Genomic DNA, 12490 nt, shown 5'->3' with positions numbered 1-12490 from the left:
CGGTGGGTTCGGTGGCGTCATCAGGGCGGCTGGCGCCGCCCTCCGTGGGTGCCTTTATCGCTCGTTGCTCTCGCTCTTTCGTTACGCCGCGCTACGGGGGGCGCGGCATTAAGCGTGAGATTTGATCTGCTGGGGGCTGTGGGCTGCGTGGAGGCGTGCGATGAGCTGGTCCTCCAGGGCGAAGCGTTCGGTGAGCCCTTTGGCGAGCCGGTCGATCCAGGCGGGCAGCCTGGCCAGGTTTTGCTGGCAGCGTACCGGGCTGGCGAAGTCTTCGTCGAACTCCAGCACCATGGCGGTGGACATCTCCAACCGTTCCAGCAATCGGGCCGCAATGTGCAGAGCGCTTTCGTCGTTGAATGCCTTGGCCTCTTCGGCCAGCTGCGGGTAAATCTCGAAGTGACCCGCGCTGATGTAATCCATCAGCAGCTCGCTGAAGGTGTCGATGCGCGCCTTGCTGACGGCTTCGAGCTCGGCATCACAGGCTTCCTTGAGCTCAATGAAGCTGACCAGTAGTGCGCGACGCTGATCCAACCAGCGGTCGATCAGGCTGTGTACGCCCCCCCAGCGCTCCAGGGCATTTTTGCAATCTTCGAGCATGGGGCTTCTCCTTGCTGATAGCCGCCTTCATCAGGGCTAGACTCGCTGTTCCTTCCAGCCCTGTCAATTCAGGCGGGCACGATTTCCTTGATACTGAGGTGAGTGCCTTGAATAATCAACGCTTGGCTAACGTACCCTGCCCCGTCACGGCTAGCCATAACATACGTAACGGCACCAGGGCGAGAATGACGAACCCGACCAGTGTCCAGCCAGGCAGCGACAGCCCCAGCAGCATGAAATCGATTTCCGCGCACTCGCCTGAGCCGGTGAGCACCATGGCCACGACTTCCTGCATGGGCAGAATATCCATCATATAGTCCAGCCCTGGGCCACAGCTGGGCACCTCATCTTCGGGCAGGCCCTGCAGCCAGACATGGCGGCCGGCAATGAATGCCCCGATACCTACCGCCGCCAGGCTGAGCACGCCATATAACCCCTTGCCGAAACGGCCGCGGGGGTTATGAATGGCAGCCACGGCCAGCACCAGCCCAGCGGCGATGACCGCGACGCGCTGGAAAACACACAGCGGGCAAGGCTCCAGCCCGCCAATGTGCTCCAGTCCTAACGCCACGGCCATCATCAGGATACAAAAGGCGACGCCGAGTAGCGCGACCGGACGAATAGCGGATGAGGTCATTGCCCATCCTCAGGTGTAATGGCCGATAGTGCTCGCGATTCACGCGCCTTGGTGAAGTAGTTTTCCAGGAAGGTGCTGAAGCTTTCGTGATCTGCCGCTTCGATATCGCGCTGCTGCTGGTGCGAGGTGTCGATGAGCTGTGCCAGCAGTGCTTCCCGTGAGCGCAGCATGGGAGTGCTCTTCAAGGCATCCGCCTGCTCCTGAGCTATACCAAGCAGCATTTTGCTGAGCGAGCCATTGCCTGATTGCAGTTTATCCAGCAGTTGCGCAGAGGGCGTCAATTCAGGCTGTCGCAAGCGTGGCTGCAGTTCTGCCAGTGCGGCCGCATGGGGGGCGTCGTCTTCCACAGCGTCCAGCAGCCGAGCGACCTCGGCCATTTCCGCGAAGATCTGCTCGCCCCACTCGGGTAGCGTCACCGACTCCCCCTGACGCACGAGACGCAGCTCGGGGTCACGCCCACGCTCCACCACCAGGCGACGGTTGTCATCCAGGCGGTCACACTCTTCATCGGAAATCCAGGGGCTGTCGCTGAGCAGACACCACATCAGGAAGGTGTCGACGAAGCGCATCTGCACTTCCGTGACGCCCAACGGATCGAAGGGGTTGAGGTCCAGACAGCGCACTTCGATGTACTCGACGCCACGAGCTTCGAGTGCCTGGCTCGGGGTTTCGTTGTGCCGAGCCACGCGTTTGGGGCGAATATCGCTGTAGTACTCGTTCTCGATCTGCAGGATATTGGCATTGAGCTGCTGCCACTCATCGCCTTGCCGAACGCCCAGCGCTTCATAATCGGGCCACGGTGTGGAAATCGCATGGCGCAGAGTGTTGACGTAGTTGGAGAGCGAGTTGAAGCAGATTTTCAGCTGCGACTGGACCTTGTTCTGATACCCCAGGTCGGACATGCGCAGCGTGGTAGCGTAGGGGGCGATATAAGTATCGTCACCGAGCGGCTGCAGCTTGCTCGGCACTTGCCCATTGGGCAGGAAGCTCTTGTCCACGGCGGGAGACGCACCAAACAGATAGAGCAGCAGCCAGCTATGGCGACGGAAGTGACGAATCAAGCCAAAGTAGCGCGTCGAACGGTAGTCGTTGAACGGTACGTGGGTGGCTTTTTCCATCTCGCGCAGGGCGTACCACATGTCTTCAGGCAGTGAGACGTTGTAGTGCACACCGGCAATGGCTTGCATGATCCGCCCGTAGCGCACGTCCAGCCCTTTGCGGTAAACGTGCTTCATGGTGCCCACGTTGGAGCTGCCGTAGTCGGCAATCGGCACGCTGTCGTTACCGGAGAGCCGAGAAGGCATGCTGCCAGGCCAGATCCACTCGTTATCGAGATGATGGTAGGTAAAGGTATGCAGATCGGACAGGAAGGCCAGCGCCTCCCTGGGTTCCGAATACACCGGGGTGATGTACTCCAGCAGCGCTTCGGAGTAGTCGGTGGTGATGTGTGGGTGGGTCAGCTTGGAGCCCAGCGCCTGGGGGTGTGGGGTCTGTGCGATATGGCCCTGCGCATCGACCCTCAGCCCCTCTTTTTCTAGCCCGCGACGCAGCCGCCCCAAACGCCCCAAACGGGCACTGGGGAGCAGGCGCTCGACCTGAGCAGTCAGCGACGTAGGCACCGTGAGTGGTTCAGACAAGGTGAACACTCCTTGTTGATAAGGCCTGCATGACGCAGACCTTGTGGAAACCGGCGGGCGTGACCATGAACTGTATCCTACCTGATAGGGAATAGTGGGCAGGATATGGCGACAGCCCTGTGTTTTTCAAGACACGCGACTATTTGCCCCGCTTGGCCTTCAACAACGCGGCACCCAGGGCGCCCATGGCCGCCGGTGTATTGCCCTGCTGTTGCCCCTGGCGCTGGCCCGATTGCCGGTTGCTGCGCGCAGGCTTGCGCGGCTCCTGAGCGGCGCGGCTACCGCTTTGTTCGGGCTGCTCTGGTTCATCGCTGAGACGCATGGAAAGCCCGACTCGCTTGCGGGGAATATCGACGCTCATCACCTTGACGGTGACGATGTCGCCCGCCTTGACCACGCTGCGCGGGTCGTCGATGAACCGCTCGGACAAGGCCGAGATATGCACCAGACCATCCTGATGAACCCCGATATCCACGAACGCGCCGAAGTGCGTCACGTTGGTCACCGTGCCCTCCAGCACCATGCCCAGGGTGAGGTCCTTGAGCGTTTCCACGCCTTCGCGGAACTCCGCCGCCTTGAACTCCGGGCGCGGGTCTCGGCCTGGCTTGTCCAGCTCCTTGAGAATGTCGCTGACGGTGGGCACCCCGAAGCGCTCATCGGCGAAATCGGCGGGCTTCAGCGCCTTGAGGGTGGCGCTGTCGCCAATCAGGCCCTTGAGGTCACGCCCGCTCTGCTTGGCGATGCGCTCGACCAGGCTATAGGCCTCTGGGTGGACGGCGCTGGCATCCAGCGGGTTGTCGCCATTGCTGATGCGCAGGAAACCGGCGCACTGTTCGAACGTCTTGGGCCCCAGACGGCTGACGCCGAGCAGCTCCTTGCGGCTTTTGAAGGCACCCTGCAGGTTGCGCTGCGCGACGATGTTTTCGGCCATCGCGGCGCTCAAGCCAGCCACTCGGGAGAGCAGCGCGCTGGAGGCCGTGTTGAGGTCCACGCCCACCGCGTTAACACAATCTTCGATGACGGCTTCCAGGCTGCGCGAGAGCTGCACCTGAGAGACGTCGTGCTGATACTGGCCTACCCCGATGGATTTGGGCTCGATCTTCACCAGCTCGGCCAGCGGGTCCTGCAGGCGGCGGGCAATCGAGACCGCCCCCCGGATGGTGACGTCGAGGTCGGGCAGCTCACGGGCCGCGTATTCCGACGCCGAGTACACCGATGCCCCAGCCTCCGACACCATGACCTTGCTCAGCGGCTGCGCGGGCGCCAGCGCCTTCACCAGCTCCCCGGCCAGCTTGTCGGTTTCACGGCTGGCGGTTCCGTTGCCCACGGCAATCAGCTGCACACGATGCTGCTTGACCAGCCGCGCCAGCACCTCCAGCGATTCGTTCCAGCGGTTCTGGGGAGCGTGGGGGTAAATGGTGGCCTGGTCGATGAACTGACCAGTGGCATCGATGACCGCTACCTTGCAGCCGGTACGCAGGCCGGGGTCCAGCGCCAGGGTGACTTTCTGCCCCGCCGGGGCCGCCAGCAGCAGGTCTTTCAGGTTGGCGGCAAAGACATCAATGGCGGTCTGCTCGGCCTGTTCGCGCAGGCGGCCCAGCAGCTCGGTTTCCAGCGCGGTGTAGAGTTTGACACGCCAGGTCCAGCGCACCACTTCGCCCAGCCACTTGTCGGCCGGGCGCCCTTCATCGCGAATACCGACCTGACGGGCAATGGCCACCTGGGCAGGATGCACCGGGGCGTCTTCTTCACCGGGCAAGCGAATGGCCAGCCCCAGAATCCCTTCGTTGCGGCCACGGAACATGGCCAGCGCACGGTGCGAGGGCACCCTGGCGAGTTTTTCGTCGTGCTCGAAGTAATCCGAAAACTTGGCGCCTTCCTGCTGCTTGCCTTCCAGCACCCGGGCGCTCAGCTCGCCTTCCTGCCAGAGCCGCTCACGCAGCTGGCCGATCAGCTCGGGGTCTTCGGCAAAGCGCTCCATCAGAATCTGCTTGGCACCGTCGAGGGCGGCCTTGGCATCTTCGGTGGCGGGCACTTCCCCTTCTGCTGGGCGCAGGTAGCGTGCCGCTTCGTTTTCCGGGTCGAGGGTGGGGTCGGCCAGCAGCGCATCCGCCAGAGGTTCGAGACCGGCTTCCCGGGCAATCTGAGCTTTGGTGCGGCGCTTTTTCTTGAACGGGAGGTAGAGGTCTTCCAGGCGCTGCTTGGTGTCGGCGGCCTCGATGGTGGCCTTGAGCGCGGGGTCCAGCTTGCCTTGTTCATCGATGGCCGCCAGCACGGCTTCGCGCCGCTCTTCCAGTTCGCGCAGGTAACGCAGGCGCTCATCCAACTGGCGCAGTTGAGTATCGTCCAGCGCGCCGGTCACTTCCTTGCGGTAGCGGGCGATGAAAGGCACGGTGGCGCCGCCATCCAGCAATTCCACCGTGGCCAGGACTTGTTCAGGTCGTACGCCCAGCTCTGACGCCAGGCGCGCAATAATCCGTTGTTTGACATCCATAACGTGCAACCAGCTCATGCAGCCTTCGAGGTGCCGACACGGTACCACAAAGCACCTGTGCTGGCATGGCTTGCGCGCCCGAGACCGCCCTAGCGGTGGAACTGCTTCTCCCGCTCGGGCTGCCAGAAGATGGCATCCACCCGCAGTTTCACTTCGGTGGCATTGGGCAGCGGCCATTCGATGACATCGCCCACTTTCAGGCCAATCAGCGCGGCCCCGATCGGCGCCATGACGGAAATACCGTCTTCCACGCTGGCCAGCGCATGGGGATAGACCAGCGTGCGGATCATTTGCCGACCTCGGGTCAGGTCGGTGAAACGGATCTGGCTATTCATGCTCACGACGCTATCGGGAATGTCCTGCGGGTCGAGCACCTCGCCGCGCAGCAGCTCTTCTTCGAGCAATTCCGCCACCATCTGATCCTTTTCCGGTGCTTGATCGATCAGTCGCTGCAGACGCTCTGCATCGAGACGGTTGATGATGATTGGAGGACGTTGCCCCATGGTCTCTCTCCTTGATGATACCGACCATAAAAAACAGCCCTTCCCCAAAGGGAAAGGACTGTGGATATCTGCCATACGCAGGATAACTTATTTAAAGTGGCCCGGTAACTCACTGAACCAGGCCACTGACATGATCAGGTAACGCCCTGCTCGATCATGGCATCGGCCACCTTGCGGAAGCCTGCGATGTTGGCACCGAGCACCAGGTTACCGGGTTCGCCGAACTCTTCTGCCGTGTCAGCACACTGCTGATAGATATCGGCCATGATGTGCTTGAGTTTTTCATCGACTTTCTCTAGCGACCACTGCTCCATGCTGCTGTTCTGGGCCATTTCCAGCTGGCTCGTGGCCACACCACCGGCGTTGGCGGCCTTGCCAGGACCGTAAGCGAGCCTGGCGGCAATAAAGCGTTCGACGGCGGCCTTGGTGGAGGGCATATTGGCCCCCTCACTGATACAGCTCACCCCGTTGGCGATCAGCGCCTGGGCATCCTGTTCGGTCAGTTCGTTCTGGGTGGCACAAGGAAACGCTACCTGCGCCGGTAGCCGCCATACGGCATGGCCATCGGCGGGGTAATCCCGTGCCGCCACATAGTGTGCCTCAGGATGCTCGTGAAGGTAAGCCTCCAGGGAAACCCGCTCCACTTCCTTCAGACGCTTGAGCAGCCCCAGGTCGATGCCTTGAGGATCATGAATCATGCCCTTGGAATCACTGCAGGTCACCGGTAGCGCACCGAGTTCCAGCAGCTTTTCGATGGTATAGATGGCAACGTTGCCCGCGCCGGACACCAGACAAGTCTTGCCTGCCAGACTCTCCCCCTGGGCGTTCAGCATGTTCTGGGCAAAGTAGACCGCGCCGTAGCCGGTGGCCTCCTTGCGCCCGAGCGAGCCGCCCCAATTCAACCCTTTGCCGGTCAGCACGCCTTCGTAACGCCCTGTCAGCCGCTTGTACTGGCCAAACAGATAGCCAATCTCGCGGGCACCCACGCCGATATCGCCGGCGGGCACATCGCTATGGGGCCCCACGTGGCGGTACAGCTCGGTCATGAACGACTGGCAGAAGCGCATGATCTCGTTGTCCGACTTGCCCTTGGGGTCGAAGTCCGCGCCGCCCTTGCCGCCGCCAATCGCCAGGCCGGTCAGCGCGTTCTTGAAAATTTGCTCGAACCCCAGAAACTTGATGGTGCCTGCGGTCACGCTGGGATGAAACCGTAGCCCCCCTTTATAAGGCCCCAGGGCCGAGTTGAACTGCACTCGATACCCTTTGTTGACCTGCACCCGACCCTTGTCATCCAGCCAACTGACGCGGAACATGATCTGCCGCTCAGGCTCGATCATACGCTCGATGATACTGTGCTGGTGATAGTGCGGCGAGCGCTCGAACAGGGGGCGCAAGCACTCGAGCACTTCCTCGGTGGCTTGATAGAACTCGGTTTGAGCAGGGCTACTCTTGGCAAGCCCCGCAAGGGTGTCATGAACGTAGGGCATGGCGTCGTACCGTTACCGTAATGAGAATGTCGTTATGCTGGCCAGCGCATGACGGTATTTAACTGTGACAGCGTTTTTCTGCATACCCTATGCCGGTTCGGTATGGGAAAAAAATCGGCTGAAACTCGACTAAAGTCGCAATTTTTTTGCCCACTATTGGCACATTAACCAAGCTTGATAAACGTTTTTTTAACGAATAGCGGCGCACAATAGAAAAAGGGAGGATGCCAGGCATCCTCCCTTGACGCGATGAAACAGCGAGTATCAGGTCAGCTGCGGGCCAGCCTTGATGATCGCTTCGTTGACGCCTTCGAACTTCTTGAAGTTGTCCACGAACTTGGTGGCCAGGTCTTGCAGGTGACGGTCGTAGGCGTCGCGGTCGGCCCAGGTGTCGCGGGGGTCCAGCAGGCTGGAGTCCACGCCCGGCACGGCCAGCGGCACTTGCAGGTTCAGGCCGTCGATGTGCCTGGTCTCGACATCACGCAGGATGCCTGACTGAATCGCGCTGATGATGGCGCGCGTGGTGGGGATCGAGAAGCGCGAGCCGCCTTCACCGTAGGCACCACCGGTCCAGCCAGTATTCACCAGGTACACCTGGGCGTCTTTCTTTTCGACACGCTTGATCAGCAGGTCGGCGTATTCACGGGCCGGACGCGGGAAGAACGGCGCGCCAAAGCAGGTAGAGAACGTTGCCGCCAGACCTTCGGAAGAGCCCATTTCCGTGGAGCCGACCTTGGCGGTGTAGCCCGACAGGAAGTGGTAGGCCGCGGCTTCCTTGGACAGGATGGACACCGGCGGCAGTACGCCCGACATGTCGCAGGTCAGGAATACGATGGCGTTGGGCTCACCCGCCAGGTTTTCGGCCACGCGCTTCTCGACGTGCTCCAGCGGGTAAGCTGCACGGGAGTTCTGGGTCAGGCTGTCGTCGGCGTAGTCCGGCTCGCGGCGGTCATCCAGGACGACGTTTTCCAGCACGGTGCCAAACTTGATGGCGTTCCAGATGACCGGCTCGTTCTTCTCGGAAAGGTCGATGCACTTGGCGTAGCAGCCGCCTTCCATGTTGAAGACGATGCCGTCGCCCCAGGCGTGCTCGTCGTCACCAATCAAGAAGCGCGCCTGATCCGCGGAGAGCGTGGTCTTGCCGGTACCCGAGAGGCCGAAGAACAGGCAGGTTTCGCCATCTTCACCCACGTTGGCAGAACAGTGCATCGGCAGCACGTCGGCGGCGGGCAGCAGGTAGTTCTGCACCGAGAACATGGCTTTCTTCATTTCACCGGCGTAACGCATGCCAGCGATCAGCACCTTGCGCTCGGCAAAGTTGATGATTACGCAGCCGTCGGAGTTGGTGCCATCACGGTTCGGGTCGCACTCGAAGCCTGCAGCGTTGAGGATGGTCCACTCTTCCTTGGCGGCCTGGTTGTAGGCCAGCGGGCGCACGAACATGGTGCGGCCAAAGAGGTTTTGCCAGGCCGTTTCCGTGGTGACACGTACCGGCAGGTAGTGGGTGTTGTCGCTGCCCACGTGCAGCTCGGCCACGAAGCGCTCACGGCTTTCCAGGTAGTCTTCGACACGCGCCCACAGCGCCGAGAACTTCTCGGCGTCGAACGGGCGGTTGACGCTGCCCCAATCGATGCTGTCACGAGTAGAGGGCTCATCGACGATAAAACGGTCTTTCGGTGAACGCCCGGTGCGTACGCCGGTGTTGACTACCAGGGCTCCGTTCGCCGAGAGGCGACCTTCACCACGGGCCACGGCGCGCTCGATCAGTTCGGCGCTGCTGAGATTGACGTGGGCTTGAGGAGCGGCTTGAGTCGTGGTCATGTCGATTCCTGGGCCTTGCGGCCGTTTATCTCGTTTACCGGGCGTCGTACGACGCCTTTAAAAGTCATCCCAACCACTCGCGAACGGGCTGGGCGCGCTGAAGTCCGGCGCATTATGGCAAAAAGAAAGCCCCCGGGAAACGGGGGCTTCTCGCAAATATCTTGTAGTTAAACTACTACAATGACACTACATTTTGTGTTGCAGCGCAGTATATTTTCAAACAACCGTTTGCTGGGTGCGCCGAGCGCATTGTCTCCTCTGGGGTGGCGCCAGGCGGCCTGGAAGCCCACCCCATCAGCAGCCGACTACACAATCAGTGAATGACCGGCGGTGGTGCGCCCGGGTCTTCCAACAAAATTTCAATATCTGCGGCGGTGTAGTGATATTTCGTGTGGCAAAAGTGGCATTGGGTGTCGATGGCGCCCTGCTCCTGGAGAATATCCATCAACTCTTCCTTGCCCAGGGTGTGCAGTGCATGGCTCATACGCTCCCGGGAACAGGTGCAGCCAAAGCGCAGCGCCTTGGGTTCGAAGACCCTGACGGTCTCTTCGTGGTAGAGCCGATACAGCACCTCACGCTGCTCCAGCCCCAGCAGTTCTTCGCTCTTGATCGTTTCGGCAAGGTGCACGCTGCGCTCCCAGGCATCCACGTCCTGGTTTTGCGAGGCGTCCGGCAAGCGCTGCAGCAGCAGCCCGCCCGCCCGCTGGCCATCGGCGGCCAGCCACAGCCGGGTAGGTAGCTGTTCGGACTGGCCGAAATAGGCTTCCAGGCAGCCCCCCAGGGTATCGTGATCCAGTGCCACGATGCCCTGGTAGCGGTGCCCTTCCTGAGGGTCCAGGGTGATCATGATCTGGCCGTCACCGACCAGCTCACGGAAGCTTGCCTGCTCGCTGGGCAGCGCGGCCTCTTCGGCGATACGCGCAATGGCGCGCAGCTCACCGCCCGGGTTGGATTCTGCCATCAACAGCGCCAGCGCGCCCTGGCCGCGCACTTCGATGCTGAGCGTGCCGTCCAGCTTGACCGTATCGGTCAGCAGGGCCACCGCTGCCAGCAGCTCGCCCAGCAGGGCATTGACCGCAGGTGGGTAGGCATGACGGTCGAGCACTTCCTGATAGGCGGTGCTCAGCGTGACGATTTCGCCACGCACGTTGGTTTGGTCAAACAGGAAACGCTGGATCTGATCAGACATAGTGAAACCATGAAGTGAGAAAGGGGAGCGTCGGCAAGGCAGGCGTCAGCGACGCTACTCGCCCTGCTGGCGTTGAAATCGGTGTATATCGCGGCGCTGCTTCTTATCGGGGCGCTTGAGGGGATGCTGCATCGCTTCGTTGGTGAGCCGACGCGCCTCGGCTTCCTTGGCACGACGCTGGGCGCTGGCCTCGGTTTCGGCGTACAGAGTGCGTGCTTCGGGTGCGCCCCTGCGCTGGTCTGAAAGCGCCGTGACTTCCACCTCGTAAATGTCCCAGCCCTGGGGCACGCGAATCAGCGCCCCCAGCTCGACGTTCTTGCTGGTCTTGGCACGCTCACCGTTGTAGTGAACCTTGCCGCCTTCTATCGCTTTCTTGGCCAAGGCGCGGGTCTTGAAAAACCGTGCAGCCCATAGCCACTTGTCCAGGCGAACGCTGTCGCTCATTGGCACTCTCCTCATCTATTGGCTGCCCCTGAAGGCCGCCACTGGCGGATCACTCAGTGGCCGATGCCCAGGCCGCACTCATGGCAACAGTTGGGCAAATCGGTCCAGGGCCACGAACTCCTGCAGCTCTTTTTCGGGCCGCTGGCTATCGGGCTGCTTGATGCCTAGCAAGTACTTGATCCCGAACTCTCTGGCGCTTTCCAGTACCCGAGCGTTGTCGTCGATGAACAGGGTGCGTGCGGGGTCGAAGGGTTCTCGCTCCTGCAGCGCGAACCAGAAGGCCTGCTCCTCCTTGGCAGCGCCAAGGTCTTCCGAGGAGATGATGGCATCCAGGTAGTTTCCCAACCCGGTGAGCGGTAATTTCAGTGCAAGACTGGCGCGGTCGGCGTTGGTGGCCAGCACCACACGAGGATGGGCCTGCTTGAGCCAACCAAGGAAATCCAGTGCATCGCCACGTAACCCAATCAGGTGCTGTACTTCACGCTTGAGGGCCACAATATCGACGTTCAGCTCGCGGCTCCAATAGGCCAGGCTGTACCAGTTCAGAGTGCCCTGCTCACCGATGATGCGGCTCTTCAGCGCTTCCTGACTGGCTTGATCCAGTTGGTGCAGCTCGACGTAGCGGCGTGGCAGATGCTCCAGCCAGAAGTGGCTGTCGAAGTGAAGGTCCAGCAGCGTGCCATCCATGTCCAACAGCACCGTGTCGATCTCGCGCCAATCAATCATGGCCACTCCAGTCTTTGAGAGTAAGCGTGCTATTGTAGCGTAACCCGTTTTTTGCAGCCACGGAGGCATGATGGACCGCGACGATTCCACCACCAGCGACGCCACAGAGCGCTACCCGCGCAAGCCCACGATTCTGGCTCGCCACCCCGTGGCCCAAAGCCGCTTGTTCCAGATCGAGGCGCTGGACCTGCGCTTTTCGAACGGAGAGGAGCGCCAGTTCGAGCGCCTCACCGGTGCCGACCGAGGCGCCGTAATGATCATCGCCATGCCGGACCCGGAACACGTATTGCTGATTCGTGAGTATGCGGCCGGTTTCGAGGACTACGTACTCACCCTGCCCAAAGGCCTGGTGGACCCCGGCGAGGATGTCGTGGCCGCCGCCAACCGTGAACTCATGGAAGAGTGCGGCTTTGGCGCCCACCGCATCGAGCCGCTGGTGGAACTCTCGCTGGCCCCCAACTACATGCGACACCGCATGCAGGTATTGATCGCCACCGACCTCTACCCCAAACGCCTGCCCGGCGACGAGCCCGAGCCCCTGATCGTGGAAACCCACGCCATCGAAGAGCTCCCCGCGCTGCTGCTAAGGGACGACTTCCACGAAGCACGCGCCATCGCCGCCCTCTACATCGCACGTGACCGATTACGCGAAGAGCAGCGCAGCAACGGCATTGATTTGCTCTAGCGCCGTTTAACCACTCCTGCGCCGTTATCGGCAGCGCTCTTCGCGGGTGCGCTCTGCTTACGCCGCGCTACGGCTATACCGCTCCCCAAGCACATGCAACCTCCCGTAGCGCGGCGTAACGATTGAGCGAGAGCAACGAGCAAATGAGGCACCCGCGGAGGGCGGCACCAGCCGCCCCGATCATGCCACCATCTCTCACCGTGCCACCATCACCCCAGATGGCCCCATCGGCAGCGCTCTCCGCGCTGCTTCGCGGGTGCGCTCCGCTTA

The 12490-nt window shown here is 61.5% G+C and carries 11 protein-coding genes; 1 reads left to right on the top strand and 10 read right to left on the bottom strand.

Annotation, left to right across the window (positions count from 1 at the left end; genetic code table 11):
* Positions 1 to 108: 108 nt before the first annotated feature.
* The 10 genes from rsd to yrfG all read right to left on the bottom strand — a co-directional run bounded on the left by rsd (position 109) and on the right by yrfG (position 11535).
* On the bottom strand, positions 109 to 597 hold the full coding sequence (gene rsd / locus B7L71_RS12095; protein ID WP_081138233.1) for a sigma D regulator: 489 nt from the start codon (positions 595 to 597) through the stop codon (positions 109 to 111).
* A gap of 115 nt (positions 598 to 712) precedes the next feature.
* Positions 713 to 1234 carry a disulfide bond formation protein B gene (locus tag B7L71_RS12090; RefSeq protein WP_081138231.1) on the bottom strand — a complete coding sequence of 174 codons (522 nt, stop codon included), beginning with the start codon at positions 1232 to 1234 and terminating at the stop codon, positions 713 to 715.
* Entirely contained in the window at positions 1231 to 2871 is a 1641-nt protein-coding gene (gene gshA, locus B7L71_RS12085) for a glutamate--cysteine ligase (protein WP_081138230.1), read from the bottom strand. The genes B7L71_RS12090 and gshA overlap by 4 nt, the downstream gene beginning before the upstream one ends.
* A 139-nt stretch (positions 2872 to 3010) precedes the next feature.
* Entirely contained in the window at positions 3011 to 5365 is a 2355-nt protein-coding gene (locus tag B7L71_RS12080; RefSeq protein WP_081138228.1) for a Tex family protein, read from the bottom strand.
* Between the two features lie 89 nt (positions 5366 to 5454).
* Positions 5455 to 5868 (bottom strand): nucleoside diphosphate kinase regulator, encoded by a 414-nt coding sequence (gene rnk / locus B7L71_RS12075; protein ID WP_016913314.1) that lies wholly within the window; start codon positions 5866 to 5868, stop codon positions 5455 to 5457.
* Positions 5869 to 6002: 134 nt separating this feature from the next.
* Positions 6003 to 7355: an NADP-specific glutamate dehydrogenase gene (gdhA, locus tag B7L71_RS12070; protein ID WP_081138214.1), complete on the bottom strand. Its 1353-nt coding sequence runs from the start codon at positions 7353 to 7355 to the stop codon at positions 6003 to 6005.
* A gap of 264 nt (positions 7356 to 7619) precedes the next feature.
* Positions 7620 to 9176, bottom strand: a complete 1557-nt coding sequence (locus tag B7L71_RS12065) for a phosphoenolpyruvate carboxykinase (protein ID WP_081138212.1) — start codon at positions 9174 to 9176, stop codon at positions 7620 to 7622.
* A gap of 313 nt (positions 9177 to 9489) precedes the next feature.
* Positions 9490 to 10365 carry an Hsp33 family molecular chaperone HslO gene (hslO, locus tag B7L71_RS12060; protein ID WP_081138210.1) on the bottom strand — a complete coding sequence of 292 codons (876 nt, stop codon included), beginning with the start codon at positions 10363 to 10365 and terminating at the stop codon, positions 9490 to 9492.
* 54 nt (positions 10366 to 10419) lie between these two features.
* Positions 10420 to 10809, bottom strand: coding sequence for a ribosome-associated heat shock protein Hsp15 (hslR, locus tag B7L71_RS12055; RefSeq protein WP_016913307.1), 390 nt, complete (start codon positions 10807 to 10809; stop codon positions 10420 to 10422).
* 78 nt (positions 10810 to 10887) lie between these two features.
* Entirely contained in the window at positions 10888 to 11535 is a 648-nt protein-coding gene (gene yrfG, locus B7L71_RS12050; protein WP_081138208.1) for a GMP/IMP nucleotidase, read from the bottom strand.
* A gap of 70 nt (positions 11536 to 11605) precedes the next feature.
* Here yrfG and nudE point away from each other — a divergent pair, with 70 nt between their 5' ends.
* Positions 11606 to 12220 (top strand): ADP compounds hydrolase NudE, encoded by a 615-nt coding sequence (gene nudE / locus B7L71_RS12045; protein ID WP_081138206.1) that lies wholly within the window; start codon positions 11606 to 11608, stop codon positions 12218 to 12220.
* Positions 12221 to 12490: the final 270 nt, after the last annotated feature.

This window comes from Halomonas sp. BC2 (genome assembly GCF_002078115.1).
Taxonomy (GTDB): Bacteria; Pseudomonadota; Gammaproteobacteria; order Pseudomonadales; family Halomonadaceae; genus Vreelandella; species Vreelandella stevensii.
Note: the sequence above shows the minus strand (reverse complement) of the source record. Positions and strands in the feature narration are given on the sequence as shown.